The sequence below is a fragment of the Maridesulfovibrio sp. FT414 genome (assembly GCF_050916235.1).
Taxonomy (GTDB): domain Bacteria; phylum Desulfobacterota; class Desulfovibrionia; order Desulfovibrionales; family Desulfovibrionaceae; genus Maridesulfovibrio.
Genome location: NZ_CP104854.1, coordinates 3,817,208 through 3,842,006, shown reverse-complemented (window position 1 = coordinate 3,842,006; position 24,799 = coordinate 3,817,208). Strand labels below are relative to the sequence as shown.

Annotated in this window: 22 protein-coding genes; 2 read left to right on the top strand and 20 right to left on the bottom strand. The window is 49.7% G+C overall.

The window, feature by feature from the left end; translation table 11 throughout:
* Positions 1-27 precede the first annotated feature (27 nt).
* The 4 genes from N7E73_RS17040 to N7E73_RS17025 all read right to left on the bottom strand — a co-directional run bounded on the left by N7E73_RS17040 (position 28) and on the right by N7E73_RS17025 (position 3,448).
* Entirely contained in the window at positions 28-1,617 is a 1,590-nt protein-coding gene (locus N7E73_RS17040) for a flagellar hook protein FlgE (protein ID WP_432736123.1), read from the bottom strand.
* Between the two features lie 24 nt (positions 1,618-1,641).
* Positions 1,642-2,304, bottom strand: a complete 663-nt coding sequence (locus N7E73_RS17035) for a flagellar hook assembly protein FlgD (protein WP_432736122.1) — start codon at positions 2,302-2,304, stop codon at positions 1,642-1,644.
* Positions 2,305-2,495: 191 nt separating this feature from the next.
* A complete protein-coding gene (locus N7E73_RS17030; protein ID WP_432736121.1) occupies positions 2,496-2,810 on the bottom strand; it encodes an anti-sigma factor family protein in 315 nt (104 codons plus the stop codon).
* Between the two features lie 56 nt (positions 2,811-2,866).
* Positions 2,867-3,448, bottom strand: a complete 582-nt coding sequence (locus N7E73_RS17025; RefSeq protein WP_432736120.1) for an RNA polymerase sigma factor — start codon at positions 3,446-3,448, stop codon at positions 2,867-2,869.
* 791 nt (positions 3,449-4,239) lie between these two features.
* Here N7E73_RS17025 and N7E73_RS17020 point away from each other — a divergent pair.
* On the top strand, positions 4,240-5,685 hold the full coding sequence (locus N7E73_RS17020; RefSeq protein ID WP_432736119.1) for a proline dehydrogenase family protein: 1,446 nt from the start codon (positions 4,240-4,242) through the stop codon (positions 5,683-5,685).
* A gap of 105 nt (positions 5,686-5,790) precedes the next feature.
* The gene (gene hdcA / locus N7E73_RS17015; RefSeq protein WP_432736118.1) at positions 5,791-6,729 is read left to right on the top strand and encodes a histidine decarboxylase, pyruvoyl type; all 939 of its coding nucleotides are present in this window, start codon (positions 5,791-5,793) and stop codon (positions 6,727-6,729) included.
* A 175-nt stretch (positions 6,730-6,904) separates the two neighbouring features.
* On the opposite strand, the gene N7E73_RS17010 is transcribed toward hdcA, so the two are convergent.
* The 16 genes from N7E73_RS17010 to N7E73_RS16935 form a co-directional block, all read right to left on the bottom strand.
* Entirely contained in the window at positions 6,905-7,135 is a 231-nt protein-coding gene (locus N7E73_RS17010) for a hypothetical protein (RefSeq protein ID WP_432736117.1), read from the bottom strand.
* A complete protein-coding gene (locus tag N7E73_RS17005) occupies positions 7,135-10,554 on the bottom strand; it encodes a LamG domain-containing protein (RefSeq protein ID WP_432736116.1) in 3,420 nt (1,139 codons plus the stop codon). The genes N7E73_RS17010 and N7E73_RS17005 overlap by 1 nt, the downstream gene beginning before the upstream one ends.
* Positions 10,551-11,387, bottom strand: a complete 837-nt coding sequence (locus tag N7E73_RS17000; RefSeq protein ID WP_432736115.1) for a hypothetical protein — start codon at positions 11,385-11,387, stop codon at positions 10,551-10,553. The genes N7E73_RS17005 and N7E73_RS17000 overlap by 4 nt, the downstream gene beginning before the upstream one ends.
* Complete coding sequence (locus N7E73_RS16995; protein WP_432736114.1) at positions 11,384-12,526, bottom strand: hypothetical protein; 1,143 nt, start codon at positions 12,524-12,526, stop codon at positions 11,384-11,386. The genes N7E73_RS17000 and N7E73_RS16995 overlap by 4 nt, the downstream gene beginning before the upstream one ends.
* Entirely contained in the window at positions 12,523-16,041 is a 3,519-nt protein-coding gene (locus N7E73_RS16990) for a hypothetical protein (protein ID WP_432736113.1), read from the bottom strand. Before N7E73_RS16990 ends, N7E73_RS16995 begins: the two co-directional genes overlap by 4 nt.
* Before the next feature lie 9 nt (positions 16,042-16,050).
* Positions 16,051-16,380 (bottom strand): DUF1799 domain-containing protein, encoded by a 330-nt coding sequence (locus N7E73_RS16985; RefSeq protein ID WP_432736112.1) that lies wholly within the window; start codon positions 16,378-16,380, stop codon positions 16,051-16,053.
* Positions 16,381-16,397: 17 nt separating this feature from the next.
* A complete protein-coding gene (locus N7E73_RS16980; RefSeq protein WP_432736111.1) occupies positions 16,398-16,793 on the bottom strand; it encodes a hypothetical protein in 396 nt (131 codons plus the stop codon).
* Positions 16,794-16,880: 87 nt separating this feature from the next.
* Positions 16,881-17,588 carry a hypothetical protein gene (locus N7E73_RS16975; protein ID WP_432736110.1) on the bottom strand — a complete coding sequence of 236 codons (708 nt, stop codon included), beginning with the start codon at positions 17,586-17,588 and terminating at the stop codon, positions 16,881-16,883.
* A gap of 501 nt (positions 17,589-18,089) precedes the next feature.
* Complete coding sequence (locus N7E73_RS16970) at positions 18,090-18,329, bottom strand: DNA-binding protein (protein WP_432736109.1); 240 nt, start codon at positions 18,327-18,329, stop codon at positions 18,090-18,092.
* Positions 18,326-18,754 (bottom strand): DUF5675 family protein, encoded by a 429-nt coding sequence (locus N7E73_RS16965; protein ID WP_432736108.1) that lies wholly within the window; start codon positions 18,752-18,754, stop codon positions 18,326-18,328. Before N7E73_RS16965 ends, N7E73_RS16970 begins: the two co-directional genes overlap by 4 nt.
* 202 nt (positions 18,755-18,956) lie before the next feature.
* Positions 18,957-19,784, bottom strand: coding sequence for a nitroreductase family protein (locus N7E73_RS16960; RefSeq protein ID WP_432736107.1), 828 nt, complete (start codon positions 19,782-19,784; stop codon positions 18,957-18,959).
* Positions 19,785-19,834: 50 nt separating this feature from the next.
* Complete coding sequence (locus N7E73_RS16955) at positions 19,835-20,407, bottom strand: flavin reductase family protein (RefSeq protein WP_432736106.1); 573 nt, start codon at positions 20,405-20,407, stop codon at positions 19,835-19,837.
* A gap of 93 nt (positions 20,408-20,500) precedes the next feature.
* Entirely contained in the window at positions 20,501-20,704 is a 204-nt protein-coding gene (dmpI, locus tag N7E73_RS16950) for a 4-oxalocrotonate tautomerase DmpI (protein ID WP_432736105.1), read from the bottom strand.
* Complete coding sequence (locus N7E73_RS16945) at positions 20,695-21,021, bottom strand: putative quinol monooxygenase (protein WP_432736104.1); 327 nt, start codon at positions 21,019-21,021, stop codon at positions 20,695-20,697. Before N7E73_RS16945 ends, dmpI begins: the two co-directional genes overlap by 10 nt.
* Positions 21,022-21,542: 521 nt before the next feature.
* Entirely contained in the window at positions 21,543-22,193 is a 651-nt protein-coding gene (locus N7E73_RS16940; RefSeq protein WP_432736103.1) for a response regulator, read from the bottom strand.
* A complete protein-coding gene (locus N7E73_RS16935; protein ID WP_432736102.1) occupies positions 22,193-24,259 on the bottom strand; it encodes a GAF domain-containing protein in 2,067 nt (688 codons plus the stop codon). Before N7E73_RS16935 ends, N7E73_RS16940 begins: the two co-directional genes overlap by 1 nt.
* Positions 24,260-24,799 lie beyond the last annotated feature (540 nt).

Here is a 24,799-nt window from a genome sequence, read left to right as displayed (position 1 = left end):
GATCATCAACCGCGCAAAGCGCTGCAACTACCGTTTCAACTGAATCAGTTCACCCATAAGAGTGTCTGCGGTGGTGATAACTTTGGAGTTGGCCTGAAAACCGCGCTGTGTGGTGATCATGCGAACCATTTCGTCACCGACATCCACATTGGACTGCTCCAGCTTGTTGGAAGCGATTGAACCCAGCGGACCGGTACCTGCCCGCCCGGTCAGGGCCGATCCGGAATCTCGGGTTGCGGAGAACAGGTTCCCCCCTTCGCGTCTCAAGCCATACTGATTGTTGAAACTGGCAAGTGTCAGCACATAGAGATCAAGCACCTGCCCGTTGGAGTATCGGCCGGTGACCACTCCTTCGCGGTTGACTTCCACGGCCTGCAGGAACCCGGCTCCGTAGCCGTTTTGTGACTGGCTGTTAACCGTGTTCCCTGAATCGTAGGAGGTTGAGTATGATGCATCCCTTTCCGGAGAACTGAAGCTGGGAATGCTGGACAGGTTGGAGCCGACCATTGCGGCGTTGGAAGTGGCGGCATTGGTCCATGATGCTGGGGTGGAGCTGTTGCGCATGCCGAAGTCCAGGGTAATCGGATTGGCATTGCTGCTAGTGGGCAGACTGGCCCCGTTCTTGCCTAGAAAGTTGGCCGTGAATATGGGCCGCCCGTTTTCAGACATGGGTGACGGCACCCAATTGGTAAGGTCTTTCAAGCTGCCTGTGGCATTACCCTTGAGCGAAAAGGAACTCATGCCGATCATCTCGCCGCGCGGGTTGAAGGTAATGGTCCCGGTCATGAGCAGGCCGGCGGCGGAGCTGGTCTTGAGCGTTGTTCCATTAATTGTCCGGCCATCCTCATTAGGCGGAACCGTCACTATGTATTCGAATATGCGGTTTCCGGCTGCATCGCTGGTGACCTTATCGCTTTTGACCGGGTCAAAATAGATGGTCAGATCATGCGAGGTTCCGGACTCGTCGAACACTTTCATGGTGTTCTGGAATGCATAACGGTCCGCAGCAATGGGGGGATTCTTGGTTCCGTTCCACATCTGATGCAGTGAAAAGAACGGAGATCCGGGCACATCGGACTTATCCGTGGCCTTGGAATTCAGGTTCAGCTTCATTGTCAGCTCGGATGTACGAAGCGGTGGCGACTGGAACCGATCCAGTTGAATATCAACAGGACTTCCGACCGTATTGGGTTCACCGTTAGTGGAACCTTCCTTTACTTTCCACCCCTGCACGGCATACCCGTGCGGATCGGTAAGCACACCCTCCTTGTTGAAGACGAAGTTACCGGCGCGGGTGAAAAAGAGCTGATCGGTCTTGGGATTGCGGACCTTGAAAAACCCTTCCCCCCCGATGGCAACGTTGGTCGCTTCGGAAGAAGGTTCAAACGGCCCCTGCTTGAAATCACCATAAATGGAGGCGATGCCCGTCCCATGCCCGACCTGTCCGATGCCACCGCCGGTATTTACCGTGCTGTAGAAAGCATCTTCGAAGGCGGTACGGGCCCCTTTGAATCCGACGGTGCTGGTATTTGCGAGGTTGTTGCCGATTACGCTCATAGCCTGGCTGTGAGCGCGAATGCCACTGATACCGGTATACATTGATCCTTGCAGGCTCATGCTGATCTCCTTTGGAAATTTGGTTTAAGCAACAACGCGAGTGACATTGGACAGCAGAACCTTGCGTCCGTCCTCCAGTTCCAGAAAACTCTGCCCACCCGAGTTGGTGAGGGCCTTGACCTTTCCGGACACTTCAATGTCGGCAAGAACCTTTTTTCCTGTGGCAGTTTCAGCTCTGACTACAATCCTGTATTCATTGTCTGCGGCTTTCTTTTTGTCCTTATCCATGCCGTCCCATTTGAAATCAAACTGTCCGGCATTGCGTGGGCCCATATCAACAGAACGGATAAGAGCACCTTTTTTATCAAAGACATCAACGAAAACGGATTTGCATGATGCGGGGAGATTAATGGAGGCGCTGGATACATCATCACCTTTTTTAGCGACACTGTACCCTTTGGCCATAATATTTTTGCCGATGTAACCGGTAGCGGTTACACCGATGACGGCATTCACGGTCTGGGTCAGACCATCCATGGACTTGGATATGGCTGTGAGCCGCTCAAGGGACGAGAACTGAGCAAGCTGGGCGAGCTGCTCTTTGTCCTGCATAGGACTCATGGGGTCCTGATTATTTAACTGGGTAACAAAAAGCTTAAGAAATGCGTCCCTGTCCAGCTCCTTTTTTGGAGTCTTGGGCAAGTCCCGTTTATTTACATCATTGAGATAGGCTGCGGTATCGATCATGATTTCCTCCTGTTCTGCACAACAGTTGGTCCGGCGCGAACTGCGCAGGACAAATGATGTGCCCGCAGGAGGCAATCAGTCTGATAGTCCGGATGAGCATGCTTCAAGGCATGGAAAACAGCCGATGAAGGGGAGAGCTGTTCCCTTGGAGTGCAGACGTGAAGGAAGTGGGTCGGGGAGGTTTTCTAACTTCACGCCATGGCCTTGTACTCCCGGTCTTTGTCATTATTTGACTCTTTCTCTTTAATAAGCTCCTTGGCTTTCTCAGTGCAGCGTCCGCAAAAAGGGGCGACCACCGCACCGGAGAGGTTTTTTCTCATCTCCAGAACCGCCTTCCTGCATGAAAGGCAGTCAGCCAGATGTTCTTCCAGCCTGCTTACAAGTTCATCGGAAGCTGTACCGTCAAGATACATACAGATCTCGTCGATTTCAGGGCAGTCGGGAGTCGGGCCGAATGGCAGATCCTTCTCCACGCAGCTGCGATGCTTGATGCCTGTTCCATCCATGGAACACCTCTTGGTTGTTTTGCTGCCCGTCCATCCATGTCCGGGCAGAAGTTGTTTTACAGGGATAGAGAGAAATTTTCCTCCTCTGCAATCCCATGATAGGAACGAAGCTTGTTCAGAGCCTTATGCTTTGTGCTCCTTACAGATTGTTCCTTTATCCCGATAAAATCGGAAATTTCTGAAATATCGAGCCCGTCTTCGAAATAAAGTTTTATGATCAGTTTTTGACGGGGAGACAAAAGTCCTTCAGGGATATCAAGCTCAACTTTTTCCTTACTTACCGGAGCTTCCAGCTCATCAATAAAATCGTCCAGCGGCGCCAGGCAATATATACCCTTACGCAAAAAATCCAAAGTTACGCTTCTGGCAACGACCATAAGCCAAGTTGTAATTCTGGCTTTTTGGGGATCATATTTTCTTAGCAGACTTCTATCGTTCTGCACAAGGCGCAAAAAAACATTTTGGCATATATCATCAACCTGATCTTGAGCATGATAATTAAGCTTGCTTCTTAAAGTTGAATTGACGGTATAACAAATAAGACCGGAATATTTTTCTACAAAAGAATTCCAAGAGTCTTTTTCACCATCAATACACCTTTCAATTGTGTTAGCCACTGCGTTATGTTTGAAGTTCAAAACAATCACCCATTGTCTTTAATTAATGCTTCTTGATGTTTCCCTTCATCATTACAGACTGACTGCCTCCACGGGCATTCTTGTATCAGTATACGAAGAGAAAGACCGAAACATCCCCACTGCGTTTATAAAACTTGATAAAAACTAATATTTCTTAATATTAACAAGTAATAACAGTGTGTTGCCGGTCAACAATTTCTGCATCCCTAGAAAAAGACTCATGCCCCTTACTTCTTGAGCCATAGCAGGCTGATTATTCAAAGTAAGTTCATGCCGTAAATACGAGGATCGTATTTGAACTTGAATGAAATCAACAAAAACGCTGCTGTTTGAAATGACAGGAATTAAGTCCTGCATAATGTGGTTGTGAGCGGAGAGTAGATCAATTATTTTCCCAAAACAAGAAAAAAGCCCAATCTTTTCTGTGGTTCCCTATTCAATCAAGGCATAAATCCCTGAAACGGAATATCATAAAAAATGAATAGTTATTGTGCGAAAGGCGGGACTCGACCGAGGCAACTCAGAAAGGGCTCCCCATCACACATCAAAATAGGCACACTTCCTTCCCAAAACCCACCAATAGGGATAATAAAAAAATCTGGGATTATCACCGGAATACCACTTCCACATTTCAAATTTGAAAGCAGGGAACAAAAATGAAACGAGACCACGGAGTTTTTGTATATTCATTACTCACCCTACTCACCTTTTTGCTGAATATTTGGTTCATTGAACCGAGCCAAGCTTTAGCAGACCGGATTAATCAGCATACGATCGCCCCTGATATTTTCATGCAGCAGGTGGAAAACTCCACCATGCACAAGTTGGAAACCATAGAAGGCCTCCTGCAGAAGCGTCTTAACGATATGCCCCCGCCATTCACTGACCGGTTGCGAGACAAATTGATCCGGCTGAGCATGTGGGGCCCCCTTGCCGATGCCAGTCAATGGGCGCTTGAAACTCTCGGCGACAGTGAAACAGCGCGTAACTGCCTTTTTTTTGCCATGCCTTTTGTAAGATGGATGAGTTCGCCGTTCATCTTCCCCATTGAAGCCCGAGGGACCGGCCACTCACAGGATGTGGATACGGCCCTCGACCTCATTTCCAGATTGCACAGTCAAGGACTTGAAGTGAGTCTCGACAACGTTGGGGATGCTTCCCTTTCCCCTGAGGATGCCCGGAACTACCAGCTCTATTACCGAACCCTGATAGAACGTTTCATTGAGAATAAATCTGTCCCGCAACTGGCCATGTCCCTTAAGTTTTCTGCATTGGGCCATAATCAGGACAGTGCCGTCGACAAAACTGACCCGGCAAAAGCAAAGGCCAAAAGGGATGAAATCAAGGCCGCGCTTGTCGGGCTGCTTAAAGCGGCGTCCAAGGAGCGGCAAAGAAAAATATTCATCCGCATAGACATGGAGGAATATGCATTCAAGGACATGACCCTTGAGATTTTCAGGCAGGTCGTGGAGGAAAATCCGTCACTGATCAGCGATGGAGCAGGCAACCTGCGTCTGGGGGTGGTCATACAGGCCTATCTGAGAGATTCCGCGAAGGATGTTGTCGAGCTGGGCGACTGGGCCAGAAAAATGGGCATCCGCGTCCCCATCCGGCTGGTCAAAGGGGCATATCTTGTCCATGAAAGGGAGCTGGCTGTAGCGGAGAACCGCAAAAGCCCGGTCTGGAATCTCAAGCCATCCACTGATGCCAACTATGAAGGCATCTGCGCCTATATGCTGCTCAACCGCGATGCAATCGCGCCTGCCTTCGCCACCCACAACATAAGGAGCATGTCCCGTGTAATGGCTCTGGCCGAACAGCTCGGCCTTTCCGATGAGAACATCGAATTCCAGATGCTTTACGGAATGGGTAACCCAATCAAGAAAGTAATCATCTCAATGGGCTACTCAATGCGTGAATACATACCGGCAGGATCGCTGGCCCGCGGGCTGAAATACGCCGGACGCAGATTCCATGAGCTCGCAAGCAGCGATAATGCCCTAGCCCGCACCATGCGCGGCGACTTTTCATCTGTCTCCGGCACAGCTCCTTCATTTGTCGGAGATGAAGACATAAACGACGGCAAATACCTGCGCCTGCAAGTGACAAACGCTCTGGAGCACATGAATGGGCAGCAGCAGGCAAATGATAAAACCCTGACTGATCGGATTGTCAGGGAATCCCCGACACAGGTTTCCAGAACCTTTCCTCAGTCCATAATTAAGAGCGGCTCATAATGATCCAGCCTGTCAGAACACAGACTATGACATTATCAGAAGTCAACTACCCGGATAGAAGATAAATGCTTCTGCCCGAAAACCCATAACACCGGAGAGGATCGTATGTTCCGAAAATGCATCACCATCCTGACACTGCTCTTGGCTTTATCCATATCAAGCGCCATTGCCGGAGGGCAGGTCATTGATAAAACGGCCATCGCACCGTTTGATGATTACTGCGACGGGTACGGTATGCCCGGTGCCGAGGGGCTGGGCTATGTGTCCGTCCTGAAGGTTTCCACCGGAACGGTTGATAAATCGGACGACCTGCTCATAGACGGCATAATAGCCTACGACCGGGCCGAGACCAGCGATGCCTACATCGGCGGCATAAACATGCTCACAGCATCATCATTCAACGGGATAATGGGCAGTATTTGGGGACTGGATCTGGCTGTAGCCGAAGAGATTGAAAGCAACAGCCAAAAACCGATGTTCACCCTGACCCAGTATGATGGAACCCCGTTGCCGGTCTATGACGCAGCTCCTTTGATAAGAGCAGGCAAGGCTCTTTTCGGAACAAAGGATAATCGCCATTTCCCCCCTGCCCCGGGCAGCCATGTCATTTGCGCACATAAGGATGTAACAGCCTACAGGCCCAAAAAGGGAAAACTGGACCCGGATAAAGGACAGGCATATGGGGTGTGGTGCTACTTATGCATTTCCATAGCAAAGGACAGGACCGCAGCGGCAAGCCTTTTTATAGAGGACGCTGGACTCTGGACCAAAAACGACAAAAACAACGAACTCAAAGCTTTTCTGGACATGCACCAGAAGAATGTAGCCAAATCCATCGTTGAATGCGGTGAAAACCAAAGCGTTATCTACGAACGCACCTATATGGCCTATGCCTATGTAATAATGAAGCCGGGAGAGGTCGGGACAGCCCTGACCGTTGCACCATACGTGACTCTGGCGCGTAAGGCTCTACCGCCCGGAGGATTCGGAAAGCTGGGAAAAATGAACCTGGGCACATGGATGAAAGCAATGAAATTTGAATGACAGATGCAACACAACAGAAGGTGGCGTGGACTTCCATAACCCGTCACAACAGAGCCACCAATGATGATGCCGAGCATCCTACTTTCAGAAGTGTATTTTAAGATGAGAGTCAGGTTGGCAGAGCAAAAGAAGCTGCACCCGGCCAAGAACCGACCGGGTGCAGCACTGATTTATATTATTTGAGAATTGAGTTTACCATCTTACGGCCGACCAGCGATTCAAATACCCGCTGGTAATCCTCCTGCGCAGGCACAGTCTCGGATTTGCCGCAAACCCTGCGCCATGCTTCCTTTGTTTCCGCACTCATATCATCGACATTGAAGTCAGAAGAGCTCCTCTTCACAGGAACAACACGGTGGATGGAAACACCTCCACGCTCAACAACGACATGCTTTTCAGTACTCATTACACAAACTCCTTAATATAAATTTTACCGCTGTTGAATGTCTCCCCTGCAGGACCATCCACGGCCATAGCCACCCTCTTGAGATCCGGGTTTTCCGGCAGATCGATTACACCGGAAGTGATTTTAACCTTTCCGTCTACCAATTCCGCACTCATTTCATCCGATGTCAAAGTACAACGGTCAGGAATAACCACGGATTCAGCACCGGTCGGAGCCTGCGCCAGAGGGGTGGCGAGGGTTGCGGTGGTTTCAACCGCACCCTCGGAAAAATACATCACGTTCCAGAGTTTGCCGCGCTTATCTGCGGTATTCTCATCGTCAATAATGTTTTGGAAGGTATCCCCACGTCTCTGAGTATTGGCGGGGGCGACAGTCCCCGAGACAGTTTGCCACGCAAGGGCGATTGATCCAGAGTGTTTAACTGCCAGCCAATAATTGGTTCCCACTGTCAATTCAGGCGATCCTGTGAAATCCAGTTGCAGGATACCGTCATTGACATCAAGAGTTGTAACTGTCCCACTCCAAAGCTCGGCACCAACTTCACCTGCATTGTCTGCATAGAGAGCAGGAATAACCTGCGCTCCATAAGTAGGCACCGCAGAATAAACTTTAATCCATGCGCCACGCAGTTTTGTGGCTGGAGCGGCAAACTTCAAAGCCATCTTGCTATCAATGCTTGCAGATGAAATAGACCACTCACTACGCCTTGCACCAACGTTTTTAGTTGTTATCCCGACTCCCGTAGAATAGAAAATGATAGGACGGGCTGTATTTGAAATAAGGCCTGAGGCTATTTCTCCTACATTGTATTTAGTATTTACATAGAAACAACCGTCTGTTGTTGGTTCATATCGTATTGAGCCAGCATCAATTAACGCACAAAGTTTATACACTCCATTAGCAGGCACCGTATAGTCGCAGTCAAACACAACTGTTCCAGTATCGTCAGGAGATGTTTGAACTTCTGTTTTGTAAACCAGTTCCGCAGAAGAATTATCAATATACCTTACAACTCCAAGGGCAACTTTAAGACTAGACAAGCCTATTGTCGCTAGAGTTCTGATACGAGCATTTGCAGGTAAAGTGTGCGGTCCATCAACAACGGTAAAATAATGTATTGAGTTTTGAGTTGCAGATGCAACTGTGTTCTTAGCGCTGTTATGAGTTTCAAGCCTAGTAATTACTTCACTCGCGCCACTTACAACAACTTCCTGCCCGTCAACCATCAGATTGTTGTGCAACCCTCCGGTGGTGTATATTTTGTCCTTAATGGATTCTGACGAGGTGAAGACTAATGACGATGCTGTCGATGGGTTTTCGCCTATCCACCTCGCAGCCCAAACAATCCAACCACTAGCAACGGCACTCGACGCCTTAATACGTCTGTAAGGTGCGGTGAATGGTGTGAACGTCACAGAGTTAACAGCCGACGCAGTTGTAACCAAACCTGCAATTGTCTCAACGTCATCCCATACAATCCCATCGGAACTTTTCTGTACCAGTATTGATGCCGGGGCATAGTTATCAAGTTGATAGTTCACGAAGGTTATACCGGACACGGGCACAGCCGTACCGCTAGTACCAAGCCACTGATCAGCGGAACCGGGTACGCCGTAGAACGGGCCTGAGCCATCCTGTTGTGCATCAAGATCTATAATAAAAGGATCACCCTGCGGCGCCCCACTCTGCTGTGTTGAGTAGACATATGCTCCCTGCGGCGTAAGCGCACCAGCACCCTTCCATGTTAATTCAACCTCAGGCCCAAGATATTCCCCGGTTGCACCTGCACCGAGCTTCAATGCAGCATCAGCTTTCTTGAATACCTTGGTCGGTACACTTGCAAGCACCGGAAAAACAGATACAGAGCAAAAAACACCCCCATTATAAAGTGTTCCCACTTCATCAACTGAAAGAGCCCTGTTAAATAGTCGCAGGCTATCCAACGGTTCTGCAGCCATAATGCTACTTTGCGTCATTGTTGCACTGGTAGATGGAGGAGAATACGAATCGTTGTAGTAGTACAGCACACCATCAACGTAAACTTTTGTTGAATTTGTGGAGAAAGTAAAAACAACGTGATGAAACTCACCGTCATCTACCATCCAAGTCAAATCTCCGAATGTTGACCTGTATCCAGAGTCATTGAAATGATATGAATAGTAGTTGTTCTGATTTTTTGTCCAGTTTAGCCCGACATTTCCAGCACTTGTAGCAAAAATGCTATAATGGTGGTCAGTTGTGAACTTTGTCCACCACGAGATAGACACTCCCCCTGGGTTAAAAGGGACACTCATATCATTAACTGCAGGTGGAAATGTTGCAGCATTTCCAAATTTACCAGACGTATATGTCCCAGTTGCATTTATGTTCGCGGCATTAGGTCCCAAGTCATTAGGACTGTTCTCAAAAGGGAAAAAACTTCGGCAGGATCCATCCCCAAAAAGATCAACAATAGAATTATCTTGGGTTGATTCAACCGACTGAACAACCGTCTCCCCCAAATCAGTAATCAGCACATCTCCCGTTGCCACAGTCCCGCCCAACAGGAGGGTATCAGCAGTGGATCCGGCGAGTACCGGGAGTTCTCCACCAGATTGGACAATTTCCATCTGTGCGGAATAAATCTGGGTGTCATTGTCTACCCCGGCTGAATGGGCCGGGAATTTTACTCCGTCAGCAGTTATGCCGGCACCGGGATACCCTTCTTGAGTATCCGCAAATGCAATTGTGGCGTCCTTCACAGGGATATTCTGCACGGTCAGCAGGTGTTCCGCCTCGTCAGAGTAAATCTGCCCGCGTCTGCGTCGAACAACCTTGATGAGATACTGCATATCTCCTTCTACATTGCCCAGCTTCCAGAGAATCCTGCCCCCGGCAGCCACCGGAGTTTCTCCGAATTCAGGCTGTACGGTCACATCATAGCTTGTCACCCCGTCTTCAATATGATCGGTAATCACAAGCTCATAAGTTGTGCCTTCAGGAGCTGTTGCCGCACCGGACAGAACCGGAGTCTCAGCACGCAGATTCTCAATATAGTTAGTCAGGTTCAGCCACTCGACACCGACATGAGGGGTATCACCTGTCAGCGGAGTCTGGCTCATGCACCGCCAGGTGTTGCCTTCAAAAACCACAATATCCGGATAAACATAGGTGGCTGCAGGATCAAAAACTGCAGCAGTAAAAACTCCCGCCTCGGCAAGAGCTTTTACATCGGCAATGGCGGCGTCCATGTCCTTGATCTTCGCATGCAGATTTTCCCTACCGTCGCGGGCGAGGCCGACCTCGGACGTCACGGCGGTTATATCGCTCTGAAGCTGAAGCTCCATATTATTTATGCATGACTCAATGGTGGAACTGTTGGCATTCACATCTTCCAGCCAATTGAAATTGTCACACTCTATCTGTTTGAGAGTAATCATAAAACCTCCTCAATAGTAAAATTTGCTGAATAATTACCGGGGTTGTCACAGACCACGGGCGGAGTTGTCTTCATCCGGCAGTAGATGGATGTCCGCTCCCGCAAAATGGCCTTGTCAGGAGTAAGGGACACAATCAGTGGACGGCTTACCCCGCAGTATGAACGGATCTTTGCCAGCGGGCCGTAAACCTCGCCCTGGGTCAGGTACTTCAGTGAAAAGGAAAAGATCCTGCGGCGGCGATGTTCATCCACGTAGGCCTGACCGCCGATACTTCTTTCAATCCGGGAATCATCGGTCATGCTGTCACTCCATCCGTGCGACACATTTCGCCGGGGCTCGAAATGCTTGCAGAGAAGCATCCTGCCCACATGAAACGGATTGGCCCCATTGTTGATTTCGACCTTGAACGCCCACTGAAACAGGGTCTTATCGAGGAAGAACACTGCGGTATTGCAAGGAAAAAACTCGAAATCATCTTCAAACGGATAGCCCAGTGGCGATGAATCGCAGGGCCGGAGTTCCGCCGGGGTGTAGATGGGCTGCACCACATCAAACGTCTGGCTGAATACTTCGGTCATATGGTTATCTGCATACGCACGCAGAGTTACCGTAGAACCGACCTTCAGGTTGTGCCCGACAAGGGCAAGGGCCGTGACCATCTCCTTTTCATCAAAGGAAACAGTCACAGAACCCTCGCCCGACGGACATTTCCATGCCTTGGCCGGCTGAGGATGCTGAAGGTTGGCAACAGGCCAGCCGGCAACCTCGGCCGAAGCGGTAATGGCAGCACTATCAAACCCGGAGGAATCCCATAAAAAACGGACATTGGTCATCTGAAAAGCTCCAGGGACACACTGCTTCTGTTCAGATCATCTGTCAGGTTCTGAACGACAAACAGGTTATTGAGGTCGAGCCTGTCACGGGTGACGCGGACAACGTCACCCAGTTCAAGGCTGAAGAGACGGCTCTTGGCCGTGGCGCTGGCAACAAGCCTGCGCTGCGCAAATAAATTTTTCCAGCGATCACGAATTGTGCTGGCATCAGTCGCTGATGTAAGAGCAGTTTTACGACTGATCTCCACGGCCGACGGATTGAGATCCTTGACCGCAGTATCCTCCCAGCTGACGTCTGCGGTTTCCGGGTTGTCGCCGGTAACAGAGAAGTGGCTGACCGTCACTTTCCATGCATAAGAACCATGGTTCTTTTCGCTGAAGCTGGTCAGTTCCAGATCAGTCAGCTCAAATGAGGGAGTGGCCCCTTCTGCAGGTGCACCGAAACCGCTGACCTGAAACTTTCCGGTCCGGTCAAAACCGAACCAGCAGCCAAGTGGCGGCAGCAGAGCATCAAGAACGCTGGCCACAGTCTGATCCTTTGAAACAGGAAACCAGACATTGAAGCTGTTCTCAGCCTTCCATACATCCCACATGGAGGAATCTCTCTTGTCGGCTCCAACGCCTGCCGCATCAAGAACCGTGGATAAAACCGTAGGGAGAGCACCGCTAAGTTTCTGCTCGGTCAGCTTGTGTTCGAGAAGCTCCCCCACGCCGTTGGTCAACGGAACGGTCAACTGGCTGTCGGACCAGCTCGGAGAGGCTGCTATACGACCGGTAAAAAGCTCCTTGAATTCTGAGACATTAAGTCCTTCAAAACCGGATTTTACAGTCACCGGCGAACCGGCAAACAGTTTTCCGGCAATCAACGGGTCAAGATGCCCGCCGCCCATAAGCAGGACCAGAGTGCCGAAGGTTGCGGAAGTACGTCCAAAGGTAAGCGACTGCAGGGAACGGTTGAAGACCGGCAGTGTTTTGATGCACGGCTCGTAATAATGGTCGGTATGAACAGGCTTGATGGCTTCGGATGAAAAACGCAGAACTTCCCGCGCAGCCGAAGGATTCACTGAATCAGCTACGGAGATTTCGGCGATATATATCTTTACGCTCTGAGGCTTGTCCGCGAATTGTTCCCAGCTCATGCGCGCACCTCGATGAGGGTGTCCGCATGAACGAACTGCACACCATTTCTGGACTGTTCGCGAAGTCCCGGAACAATGGCGGAAGCAAACTGCTGCCCGTCAAGATGCAGGTTGACCACAGTAGCGGAATCGCCGCTGTAACGGACATCGCCACCGTATTTGCGCTCATCCACCAGATTCCACAGGGCATTGATCATCCGGCTGCTGTCTTCATGGTCCATGACATAGCCGTTGGTCTGGGGAATAAATATTTCACCGGGGAGCCCGGCTTCCTGCCAGATGTAGCGTCTGCCTGCGGTTACGGGGCCACCGTGGCGGCGTCCTGGAGTATCATACCCACTATAATCAGGACTATTCTGATTCTCGGCACCATAGCCGCTGTCAGGATCTCCAGATAAATCTGCCCCCTCCGAGGACGGGGATGTCTCAGAGGAATTAGAACCGATAGAGTCAACAAAATCGGTAAAATCTCGACCCATGTCTAATGAAGACCAATCAAGATCATATTCAAAACTAGGCATTGAGTATGTTGAAGGAGATATGTCTATTCCACCAAAATATCCTAAAGAATAATTCTCCGCTGCATCGAACAATGAAGTATAAGTTTCGCAAGCTCTCACTGCTGCCACCCAATTTGACCCCATCGCCTTTGCAGCATCTGAATTTGGGTTAAACATAGATGACCTAGCTATACGACCATCAGTTGGAGAGTAATAATCTTCTCCGAATTCAAAACCGACTCCGGTTCGATGCGCCGCGAACTCACGAGCTGTATATCCAAAATATCCAGGATCAATCCCTATCGCCTTGGCAAGTGCAGTTTTTTGTGCTTCATCGTCGCTCTCAATTACATATGCTGTATAGGCATTCCCATAACGGTATGATTTAGCAAGGGCACTCTCAACGGATCTATCGCTTGCAAGACTGTTAGCAAACTCAAACTCATCTGCAATGATGGAAGCAATTTGCTCTGCAGTAAACCAATTTTCAGACCAGTATACGCCATTAACATAAGAATATGGCCCACTAGCAGGAGCTGTCTTTGTAGACAAAGTATACTGATCAGTGACCATACCATTTTTACCAATGCGATGCTGTATATTCTGATATGCAATCCTACTAGCTAAGAATCCTAATTTATCATCCAAAGCATCACGTATGGTCTCGTTTTCACGCAAATCCAACAAATCGGCCAGCCCTGAAATCCCTAAAGAAACAAGAGGAGATAAAACTCCCGTTGCAAGAGATGCAGCTGGTCCTCCAAGCAACAGAAGAGCTGCAGAGCTTATAACGTTACCGACAGTTGCAGAATCAACATCAAAGCCCAATACATTGTAAGCATTGTCATTCATACCCAGCATACGGTTTCCAAATGAACCAAACATATTTCCAGCAAACCCTGGAAAAAATGTGCTGGTGAACCCCGAGAGAGCTGAATCCCACTGCAAATTACTTACAGCCGAACCACTTACATTTACCCCTTGATTACGAAGAGAACTGGCAACGTTTCCTACCATCTGCCAGTTCGCGAAAGCTTTTGTTAGCCCAGAAAATGCAGCACCACCTGCGGCTTTAAGCATGTCCCATCCGTACAGGTCGCGACTTGTATTATTAATGCTGTCAGCAAGACTACGTTGTTTTCCTACTGAAACAAAGTCCGTAACAGTGTCAAAATACTGGGACTTTGACACACCATTAGATGAGACAGACTGTCGTATAACCTCCGCATGTCTTGCCGGAATGACCATTTCGCCCTGCTGCAGAACTGCAGCAACCTCATCTGCAGCCAGATCAATATTCCCAGTGTGCCAGATGTTGGTGAAAAACGACCCGGCCATATCAAACAGCCCGCCACCGAAATCGGCAAGCATACCAAGACCTTTATTCACGGCAAGGTCTGCAAGATGGTCCATAACGGACCTTCCCAGCCCGCCCCAAAAGGAATTCCAATAGTCGGAAAAGGATTTCATCTTCCCTGTAAGAAAATCAAAGCCAACATCCGAAAGCGCAGACTTTGAACCGGAGGCAAAGTCTTTCGCCAGATCAATACCACGTTCAGACATGGTTTTGTTTTCCTCAACAACTTCCTGAAAACCGCTTTTCAGCCCACCGAAGAAATCATTTTCCTTCTGTTCTTCCGCGGCCCTATCCAGAATTTCCTTACGCTGCTGTACTCCATCTTCCTCTATACGAGTCCATTCCTCCTGGCTGACACTGGCAGCAGCAACAAGATCATCAAGAACCTGTTTGGAATGTTCTAGGGAATCTTCGGAATAAGCCTTGGAGGCCGCGACCTCTTCAGCCTTAATGACAACCGCACGAGCACTTGCGTCCTCACGTGCACTGGTCAGGCGGACAAGATCTTCTTTTACCTCAGACACTGCCTGATTCATTGATCTTGTTGCAGGGTCTTCGCCAACGGTCTTGTACATCTGTTCCATGCCGGTCTGAAAGCTGGAGCTTTCGGATTTGAAATTCAAACCGGAAGATTGCAGAGGTTCTTCTGACCCTTTAAAAGCAGAATAAGCTTTTCGTGCCGAATTGCGATTAAACGCTTCCACAGTCAGGGCTCTTGCCTCTTTTAATCTATGAATATCTTCTCGTAGCCCTAATGTTTCCGCAGTATCTGAAGAGCGTGATTCTCCACGGGCATCTACTCCAACAGGAATAAACTGCTTATTCCTTTTAAGTTTTCTATCAAGCTCTTTCTGTTTTTGATTTATTAACACCGTGTATTTTTCTGATTCACCCTGAGGAGGCCCAGAAACATAATTAACAAATTTTAAAAAATCCAAAATACTATGATTTGTTTGAATCATTTCTCGAGCGACAAAGGTTCCTACTCCGCCAAATGCAGACAAACTAAGAGCAGTCTGCTTAAAAAAAGTCGGCATGGAATCCCAAGCGTCAGTTTGCTCAGGCCGAACTGAAAGATAATCCTCAACAAAACCTGGTCTTTTGGCTGAAGCGTTCTTTTGAGAGACATAATCGTAACGCCCTCCTTCCCCCCCCTTCTTCTGAACCGCCACGAGATTATCGTAGCTCTTCTTCAGAACAGCAGTGGAAACCTTATCAAACTGCTGGAATCCGCCCATGGTGACGCCGAGCCTTTTGTAAAGCTCAGCCGTCTGGACGGATGCGGTATTGGCTGCCTTGGCGATTGCAAGCAATCCGCGGGCAGACTGTTCAAATGCCTTGGGCTGGATCATATTCCTTCCCAGCCGGGCGTACTCGTCAGCAACAAGGCCGAGTCCGTTCTTCATACCGATAAGATCGCCTTTCAGCGCCCTGCAGGCTGTACCGGACTTCGGCGAAGTGCTGCTCAACTCTTTCAGACTGTCGGAGATCTTCTTTATCTCCCCCGACAGCTGACTGGAAACTACGGCCTTCTTCAGGTCGGAGGTCATCTGTTCAGATGCCCTCCGCACTATGGACCGCGCTTTTCCCATGTCGTACTCAAGGGCGGAGAGATCGCCCTTGAATTCGACATATATATAAGGAATGATTGTACTCATTATTAATACCTACTCTTCCCGCCATTTTCTGAGCTGTTCCTGTGCCATGATCTTCACTGACATCAGGCAACCCTTTTTATCTTCAACACCGAAAACGTCCATGACCTGCAAAACAGTTCCCATGTTGATGTCCACCACTCCCCCAGCACCGCAGATCCACTGCCCGGAACAATGGGAATAGATTTCAACGGCCTCTTCATTTTCGGGATAAATCTCAGGACGGCAGGACCAGCATGGCGGACCATCTTCCTTTCGTTTCCTCTCCTCGTCAGAATCCCAGGGTGTGACGGAAAAAGCGGTTTTGCATATTTCGCACGGCGAACGGTCTATGCAGGCCATCCACCGGGCGAAGTCGATCAGTTTTTTTCGGCGGCCTCTTCCTTTTCGGCCTGCTCAATCTCGAGCTTCTCCATTGCCTCGGCAATAAGCCCCTGAAAGAATATGGATTCCTGCGCCAGCACTTTCTTGTTCTCGGCTGTGCACGGGATGGGGGTACCGTTTTCATCCTCCACACCCTCCCAGTCTACGATCACGTAGTCGTAGAATCTGAGATCGAACTGATCCTCGTTGAATTCGGAAACTTCATAGGGCTTGCCCTTGCTGAATTTGCGAACGGTGGAGGTACACTCCCTGCTGAGCCGTTTGCCGGTTGCGGCATTCAGGCGTCTGACACAGATCCTGCCGCTTTCGGGGTTGCTGTCGTCAAAGTTGAACCAGGTGCCGGGATTGAGATTTTCAAGATTGAATTTCATTATTCTGTTGCTCCTTCGGGTGGGCAGGCCAGCAAGGAGCTGACCGGCCTGCCCGTTATTTATTGAAAGGGAATTTCCCTGAGTCGATTAAAGCTTACCGCTGTCGAGGGTGATGGAATCGCCGGCAACTGCGGAGGTAAGTTTGCCGGAACACTCAAGAGTGATGACGCCGGCAGCGACTTCCTTGATCAGATAATGACCGCTGTTTGCTGCGGAACCGTGGACGATGAGGGACTGACCTGCTGCGAAACCGGCATCGATAAAGCCATTGGCGGAGTCAGTGATGGTGTCTTTTGCGCCGGAGGTACCGGGTTCAAAACCGATGGTGGCGGCGGTCATGTGTTTGGTGTAGTAGGCAACGCGGCCACCGCAGACGAGTTCACCGGTAAAGGAGAAAACACCGTTCTTGTCAGTTTCGCCGGGAGCGGCCTTGGAAACCTGGAATACGCCTTCGGGGTCGTTGGCAAGGTCAAGAGCCATGAAGTCTACGGCATTAAGCATGATCACGCAGTCTTTGAACTTCTTGTTTTCCAGCAGATACTGTTTGAGTCTGTCCTGACCGGAATTGTCGCTGAACAGGGTGTAACCGGAGAAGGAAACACGGCCGAATTTGCCGCCGGTGGTAAATTCCACGGCGAAATCACGGCGGAATTCGTCAATGGAAATCACATCGCGGCTCATTTCGGGAAGGCCGATCTTGTTCAGGCCCTTGACGATTGCTTCTTCACCGGTGCGCCAGCCGAGAACCACCGCACAATCCACACCCAACTGATACTGGGGAACGATCTCACTCATAATTTTAACCTCTCTGATTTTGCCCGAGATTCAGCATGAATCCCGGAAATGTTGTTTTTAAAGGGACAGAATGTCCCGGTGTCTGAAAAACCATGGTCCTTCTCATGTCCGGACCATGGACGCATGAACATTTATTGCCTGCATCAATGCAGACTATCTGCATGCCTGACTTCAGATGTGCTCAATGTTGTATGGTTTTCTGCTTGCTGTATTTCTGAAGCAGCTCTTTTGTTTTCACATTGAAGATCAGGCAGCTTTAAAGTTAAAAAAAAGAGGACCTGAAATTGAATCTGTTCAATTTCAGGTCCTCTAGGGACTCTCTAAATATGTGCAGCAGGATTCAGTTGCTCTTCATGCATTCAGATTAACCATCAGGAATCTGGTTCTGCATGAAGACCTTCCGGTTCTCCCAACCGCTGAGACAGGTTCTACCACAGCTTTTTCGGCAAAACATGAAATACACTCAAACGGCAGCCGATCTACATTGAGAAGGTATTGATTTCATATTGACGGGCATTGATTTACACCCTTCTGCACTGCAAGATACTTCTCTTCCTGCCCTCTAACCCATTCCTGCAATGCCTCGGGACGGGCCCTCCACGGATCAGCCTCCGTGCGCCTCCAGGCCGGGAGCCCCTCACTTTCAACCAGCAGGCCGATATGGCGCGGATTCTCCTGAACGGCTTCGCAGATAGCCTTTGCCCCCTTCAATATCAGCGGAGAAGTCAGCATACCGCTCATTTCCCGTCCCTCCCGAAAACATCTGACACATCGGACACAACTATCTCGGAATGCTCTGTACCGCTCATGGCTTCCATGAACGCATCAAAGGCAACCCGGCTGCCGAGCACGGCCCTTCTGCCATCCAGCATCCCCGGCCTTGTACCGGTCAGGGGGCATCCTTCGGTATCAAGCACGGTATTCCCTGTATGGATGCGGACATACTTCCTCCCCGGTACATTCTTAATAGTCCACAACCGGCACTTCCGGGACGGAGAATATTCAAACTCAAGCGGATACCGACCCGCAGGTATGCAGGAGACAGCTTCAAGATTATCCCGCCAAGGTTCCTCAAGCGTCCAGCAGACAGCCTTTCCATCCACAAGCAAGGCACCAACCGTGGCCTGCGGCGTACTTTCAACCCTCTTCAGCTCAACAATTTTCATCAAAAGCTCCTTTTCAAAGATTCGAACCGTCCGTTTGCGATTCATGGAGCGATATTTATTTACAAAACGGACCGCAGAAAGGTTGACAATGTCCGATTCACTAAATTCACAATTTATTTAAAAATGGAAAAGCCCCCACCGATCTCTCGGTGAGGGCTCTCTGGAGGACAATCACGAACTGAATTATGCCTGATTATGATTACTATCCTTTCCACTCGACTCTTCTGATATTGGCGTGTCCGCGCTCTACGGTACGCTGATACTTGACGGCCGGTTTACCGAACACCATGGCATGTCCAAGCTCATGATCAGCGGGAATGCCGAGCTTTTCCTTAAGATCCGGGAAAAGAACATCCACCGAATACTTCAGGAACCCGTTCCATAATGTGCCGATTTTCATGGTCTGAGCCATCAGTTCAAAGTATGAAAGGAAAATGTGGGCATCTACAACCGGACATGGAGCAGATTTTGAACCTGACACAATTATAAAATGGGGAGCTCCACGGAAAATCATGTCGCCGCCGTGTTTCCTGGACTCAATAGCCCACTGAAAATAATGGCTGATCGGAGTCTGGGGCAGAGTGCCGTTCTTCACTCCATCTTCAATGCGACGGTACACCTCTTCACTGAAGGCCTTGACCTGCTCAGGATCTTCCATAAGCGTAACCGTCACACTCTGGGAGTTGACCCCGGTAGGGGCATGCCATGCAATATCCATAAGTTTCTGTATGAGTTCAGGTTCAAGGGCTTCCGGTTTATACTTACGGACTGAGCGCCGTCCTTTGATCAAAATTTCCATCTGCTCTGCATCAGGCATCTTCCCCTTGATCTCGGTAGAGTCTTCAGGCGAATTCCCAAGTATGGACAAAGCTCCAGTCGGGCAGACAGCAAGGCAGTGCTGACACTTTATGCAGCCTCCCTCGTTGCTGATCTTAGGGAACTCATCCAACGCGATTACACCGGCAATACAGTCTTGCGCACAAAGACCGCATTTAATGCAAAGTTCTTCATTAACACTGAAATTAAGCATCTCCATCTACACCTTATATCTGCAACTGAGGTGAAATCTATAGCCGCATATTACGGCATGAACCGTCTACCGGAATTGAACCCGGTACCGACCTGCGCACCCATTACGCGATAATCCTTGCCCGTGGGAGAAAACGCAAAGGGATCGGCCTTTGCCATGTCCGGCAGACCTTTGTCATTGAGAATATTATCGTCAGCCTTGATACCTACAATTTCACCCACGAACTGAGTATGCAGCCCGATCTCAAGGGTGTGGATGACCTTGCACTCGAATACAAGCGGGAATTCCTCCACATAAGGAGCATCAACCAGTTGCGACCTAGCAGGAGTAAGACCGGAAACAGCAAACTTGTCCGCATCCCTTCCGCTGGCCATGCCGAAATAGTCCGCTTCATCAACATATTTTGCAGAAGGAACCGAAACGGTATACGCTCCGCGCTCCATGATTGAACCGTAAGTATATGTAGCCTTGCGCAGAGAAACTGTCAGGCATGGGGGAACTGAACAGCATATGCCGCCCCACGCTATGGTCATAACATTTGGCTTCCCGTCCGCATCGTAACTGCCGACACACCATACAGGTGTAGGAAATGCAAAAGTACCCGGCTTAATATCAATTTTCATTCCTGAATCCTCATTTAATGTTTTCAGTCGTTATCCCTGCAAGCCTGCCATGCATGAATATAGACAGGCCAAAGCGGAACCTGAATTTCCAAACTATCCGTCCGCAAGACGCGATTTGATGTCTTTCAACGTCTCACCGCCGATTCCGATTGCGTTCTGGGGATATTCCTGAATCAACACAGTAAAAGATTTTGCGGGAATTCCGGAGACTTCACTTGCTGCTTCAGTAAGCTGCTCGACAAGGCTCCTTTTCTTTTCCTCTGACATTTCCGATCCTGCATAAGTAATTACCGGCATCTGACCTCTCCTGTTTTTAATACCATTGTCCACATATCAACCTGCGGTTCTTCCTCAAGAAACTGTGCAAACTCATCCTGGGCATGGCGAACTACCTCACTATCCAGATGCATCCTGAAAGACGCTTCTGACGTGAAGTGTTTATATAGCATGAATCGGGCAGGATTGTTCTTATCCTGATGCATGAAACATACAAGCAATCCCTCATGGCCGACACCTTCAGCCACAACTTTTCTCAGCAGATCACGCAACCGGTCTTCAAATCCTTCCTTGGCTCTTAAACGCACTGTCAGGATAAACGGATTTCCACAAAACATGCTTCAACCCTCCCGGTGGCCTTCTTCAGCGGTGATGCCATTCAGCCCCGCACACTGAGTTTCTGCCATCTTACAAACCACTATCTGCGGTCTGAATGTTGAACATCCGGAATAAGCTACCATGACCATCTCCTTTAACCATAAATCCTTAACCGAGCGTCAACAATCATGCTCGATGGAATAGTTATATCCACGCCACCCTTCCATGGCATCGGCAGGAAGTCTGAAAACAGGACCGCAACAGATAGGACTTTTGTCGTAGAGAAAAAACAGTACCTATTTCCTTTGCCATGTATGGGCATGCCTCCGGCGGTCCTGCGAAGCTAAGGCAATCGCCACAAAAAAAGGAAGACACCTTCCGGTATCTTCCCTTGATTTCAATTTAACTGGATTCCTTTCCAGCAATCAAAACAATCCATTGAACATGCAAACACTTACTATGTATCAATGACGCTTTGCCAAACAATTTCATCAAAAGCGCAAAGCGCATCAAATCAGCCCCAGAGATTCGCTGAAGACCACTAAAGCGAAGCAATCCCTTCACGCAGCGCGTAGAGCGTGGCTTCAACCCGGTTGGCAAGATGCAGCTTGGAAAGAATGCTTGTCATATGGGTACGCACGGTTGCCTCACTCACGAAAAGTTCTTCGGCGATCACCTTGTTGCTCTTGCCCTTGGCTACAAGTTTGAGGGTATCCAGTTCACGCGGCGTAAGCGGGTCAGGAGTGGGCTTTGTTTCTTCTCCGGGCTGGGACAGCTCGGAAAGCACTTTACGGGCAATATCCGGGGCAAGGGAAGGTTCTCCCCTATGTACCCGGCGAATGGCATCAAGAAGTTCATCCGGAGTCGAATCCTTGAGCAGATAGCCCATTGCTCCGGCTTTGATTGCCGGGAAAAGTTTGTCGTCAGTGGCAAAACTGGTCAGCGCGATGATCCTCCCGCCGAGTTTCCGGTCTCGTATCTGGCGAATGGCCTCAATACCATCCATGACCGGCATCAGCATGTCCATGAGGATAATATCAGGTGCAAGCTCCGCAGTGAGATCTACAGCCTCCTGACCGTTGGCAGCCTCTCCCACGACCTCTATATCATCAAAACTGCCCAGAAAACTGCGCACACCGATACGTACGATGTCATGGTCATCAACCAGCAGAACCTTGATCACGTTACTCATTATTTTTCCTCCTGAAGACCATGTTCATCAAAAATATCCACCCTGACGGCTGTGCCGCTGTCAGGACAACTGTCTAAATGCAATTCGGCATTAATACGCTGGGCTCTTTCGCGTATGCCCCTGAGCCCCATCCCTCCGGTCGGAAGGGTTTCAAGCTCAAACCCCTTGCCGTCGTCGATGATCATGAGCGAAGTCAGCCCATCACCAAAAATAACCCGGATAGTGACCGACTCGGCCTTTGAATGCTTGGCCGCATTGTTCAAGGCTTCAATGGCTATGCGGAACAACTCCTCCTCAACCCTCAGGGACAGCCGCCTTTCATCGCCCTCGACAAGCAGGTCGGCACCTATGCCCGAACGGACCTCTACGGAATTAAGACGCGCCTGCAGGGCTCCGACAAGTCCCTCGCTCTCAAGTTCCGGCGGATGCAGGTCAAAAATCAGCGAGCGCATATCCCGCATTCCCTGCTGAGCCATCCCCTGAAGGGACTTCAACTGCTCAACGGCAAGAGCTTCCCGGCCGGATTCAAGGGAACGCACAGCCGCATTGGAACAGAAAGTTATGGCATAAAGAGCTTGCGTTACGGAATCGTGCAGTTCTCGCGCAAGCCGCTGGCGTTCATCCTGAACAGCAAGCTTTTCGCTCTGCTCAAACATGCGGCTGTTGCGCATGGCGAGCACCGCCTGTGCCGCAAACATCTCCATTATCCGCTTATCCGCGTAATCAAACCCACCGGATTTGTTGGATACCAGCAGAAGCCCCAACGCCCTGTTTCCTTCAAGCAGGGGAACGGCCATAAGCGTCCTGACCTCGGCCAGACATTCGCCATGGGGGATTTCGCTCTGGGCATCGCGGACAATGGCGGTTTCGCGGGATCTGAACACCGCCCCGAAAAAGGTCGTATCAACAGGATAGTACTCCCGTGGCGGCTGCGGATTACCGGCTCCGTACACGTAATGAAGATTCTCTCCCTCGTTGATGAGGATGGCACTGCCGCCGCCGTTGACAATTCCGCGGGCCTCTTCGGCGATAAGGTTCAGCACCTCACCGTTCTTGCCGTCAGGCCGCTGCAGGAGCACGTTGGCCACACGGCGCAGGCTTTCACTTTCCTGCAGCTGCCGCTTGGTCTGCCGCGCTGTAGCCACGCTTTCAACTGCCACGGCAACGGTATTGAGAATCCCCTCTATGAGCTCACGTGTAGCCGCATCAAAGGAAAAACCGTTCTTCATGGACGAAACCAGTGCCACGCCGAGCATCTTTGCCCCGTTGTTGATCGGGAAAAGCGAAACACTGCCGGAACGGACCGCTTCAGGCAGAATGTCGGCAAAGGATGAACCGGCCTTGTTTACCGAGCAAAAACCGTAGTTCTTACCATCAACACTACTGATGGCATTACCGGAAGGACAGAGCCGCAAACCGCGAAGAGCACTCTGGCACTGTTCCGAAGCATAGCCGAACCCGGCACTGGGCCTCAGACTTCCCGTCTCAGGATGGGCGAGAAAAATTGTACAGCAGCCGTCATCCACAGTCCCGGCAAGCACCTCGGCAAGCTTTTCCAGCACCTCATCCGGGTCCATCGCACTTGTTACCGTGCGGGACGCTTCAAGCAGCAGCTTGTTACGGACATGCTCGGTATTCAGGCGCGAAAGGAGCATCGCGGAATACCTGTCCGTGGTAAGGTTTATTACCTCGAAATAAAAATCCTCCAGCTCCTCCAGAAAAGCCAGAAACTCGTCCCGATCCGTAAAATATCTGCGCCCGAATTCCCTGATTGCCTTTTTTCCAAGCAATGTGGACTCAACAACGTCCCGTATGCCGACGCCCCGGTCGAGCTTGATATTCGCACAGCTCTTGAAATAATCTTCCAGAGGCTCAAGATCTCCGCGCGAAAAGCACTCAAGAGTCATTGAAGCTCCATGCCCCGCACCCCTCTTGAGCTCTTCAAAATCCACGGCCCCGTACCAGCGGGGCTGATACTTTGCCAGCAGGCGCGCAAACTCGGATGAAACCGAATCCATATCTTCGAGCAGCATGTCGCCGACAATTTTCAACTTGTCATTATTCATATATTTTTCCTGGCCTGACAGTTCCTTTACGGGAAATTCATCCAGCCTGTTAACCGATTCTTTTACGGTACGCTAGCACATCAACCAGGTAACGGGATCATACAAATATATGATCACAATATTTTTCAACTTATGTGCCACAAAAGGCTCCGGTCCATACGGCGCAAAAAAGGAACTCTCCACATCAAAACCGGCCATGAATTGCCCCGCCTTTTCCCCATGCCCACAGCACCGCACCCCAATCAAAGACAACGCAAAACTTAACAACATTTTATTCTTTATTTACAGTATGTTGAATGAAAAAATTTATTTTCATCTCTTGTGTTTTTTTGTGTAGACAGGGAAAAGTTTTAAGCGCATATGAATCACATATCAGGGTTGCCTGTATCAGTGATTCTTCACTTGAAACAGCCCTGATCCTACACTGAAAAAAATATAAATCGCTATAGTCAAATAAAAACCATCAATGACATTCCTGACCGGAAAGTCCGGAATGATCACCACCCAAACACACCGGCAGCCCAAGGAGTGTGCCTGACT

What these genes read in the sequence shown, in the direction of transcription:
- N7E73_RS16975 (WP_432736110.1), bottom strand. Translation starts at nt 17,588, where the DNA reads ATGAGTGAGATCGTTCCCCAGTATCAGTTGGGTGTGGATTGTGCGGTG.
- N7E73_RS17040 (WP_432736123.1), bottom strand. Translation starts at nt 1,617, where the DNA reads ATGAGCCTGCAAGGATCAATGTATACCGGTATCAGTGGCATTCGCGCT.
- N7E73_RS17030 (WP_432736121.1), bottom strand. Translation starts at nt 2,810, where the DNA reads ATGGATGGAACAGGCATCAAGCATCGCAGCTGCGTGGAGAAGGATCTG.
- N7E73_RS17000 (WP_432736115.1), bottom strand. Translation starts at nt 11,387, where the DNA reads ATGACCAATGTCCGTTTTTTATGGGATTCCTCCGGGTTTGATAGTGCT.
- N7E73_RS16945 (WP_432736104.1), bottom strand. Translation starts at nt 21,021, where the DNA reads ATGTTTTGTGGAAATCCGTTTATCCTGACAGTGCGTTTAAGAGCCAAG.
- N7E73_RS17035 (WP_432736122.1), bottom strand. Translation starts at nt 2,304, where the DNA reads ATGATCGATACCGCAGCCTATCTCAATGATGTAAATAAACGGGACTTG.
- N7E73_RS17020 (WP_432736119.1), top strand. Translation starts at nt 4,240, where the DNA reads ATGCAGCAGGTGGAAAACTCCACCATGCACAAGTTGGAAACCATAGAA.
- N7E73_RS16935 (WP_432736102.1), bottom strand. Translation starts at nt 24,259, where the DNA reads ATGAATAATGACAAGTTGAAAATTGTCGGCGACATGCTGCTCGAAGAT.
- N7E73_RS16985 (WP_432736112.1), bottom strand. Translation starts at nt 16,380, where the DNA reads ATGGCCTGCATAGACCGTTCGCCGTGCGAAATATGCAAAACCGCTTTT.
- N7E73_RS17010 (WP_432736117.1), bottom strand. Translation starts at nt 7,135, where the DNA reads ATGAGTACTGAAAAGCATGTCGTTGTTGAGCGTGGAGGTGTTTCCATC.
- N7E73_RS16990 (WP_432736113.1), bottom strand. Translation starts at nt 16,041, where the DNA reads ATGAGTACAATCATTCCTTATATATATGTCGAATTCAAGGGCGATCTC.
- hdcA (WP_432736118.1), top strand. Translation starts at nt 5,791, where the DNA reads ATGTTCCGAAAATGCATCACCATCCTGACACTGCTCTTGGCTTTATCC.
- N7E73_RS16965 (WP_432736108.1), bottom strand. Translation starts at nt 18,754, where the DNA reads ATGAAAATTGTTGAGCTGAAGAGGGTTGAAAGTACGCCGCAGGCCACG.
- N7E73_RS16970 (WP_432736109.1), bottom strand. Translation starts at nt 18,329, where the DNA reads ATGAGCGGTATGCTGACTTCTCCGCTGATATTGAAGGGGGCAAAGGCT.
- N7E73_RS16955 (WP_432736106.1), bottom strand. Translation starts at nt 20,407, where the DNA reads ATGAAAATTGATATTAAGCCGGGTACTTTTGCATTTCCTACACCTGTA.
- N7E73_RS16995 (WP_432736114.1), bottom strand. Translation starts at nt 12,526, where the DNA reads ATGAGCTGGGAACAATTCGCGGACAAGCCTCAGAGCGTAAAGATATAT.
- N7E73_RS16940 (WP_432736103.1), bottom strand. Translation starts at nt 22,193, where the DNA reads ATGAGTAACGTGATCAAGGTTCTGCTGGTTGATGACCATGACATCGTA.
- N7E73_RS16960 (WP_432736107.1), bottom strand. Translation starts at nt 19,784, where the DNA reads ATGCTTAATTTCAGTGTTAATGAAGAACTTTGCATTAAATGCGGTCTT.
- N7E73_RS16980 (WP_432736111.1), bottom strand. Translation starts at nt 16,793, where the DNA reads ATGAAATTCAATCTTGAAAATCTCAATCCCGGCACCTGGTTCAACTTT.
- N7E73_RS17005 (WP_432736116.1), bottom strand. Translation starts at nt 10,554, where the DNA reads ATGATTACTCTCAAACAGATAGAGTGTGACAATTTCAATTGGCTGGAA.
- dmpI (WP_432736105.1), bottom strand. Translation starts at nt 20,704, where the DNA reads ATGCCGGTAATTACTTATGCAGGATCGGAAATGTCAGAGGAAAAGAAA.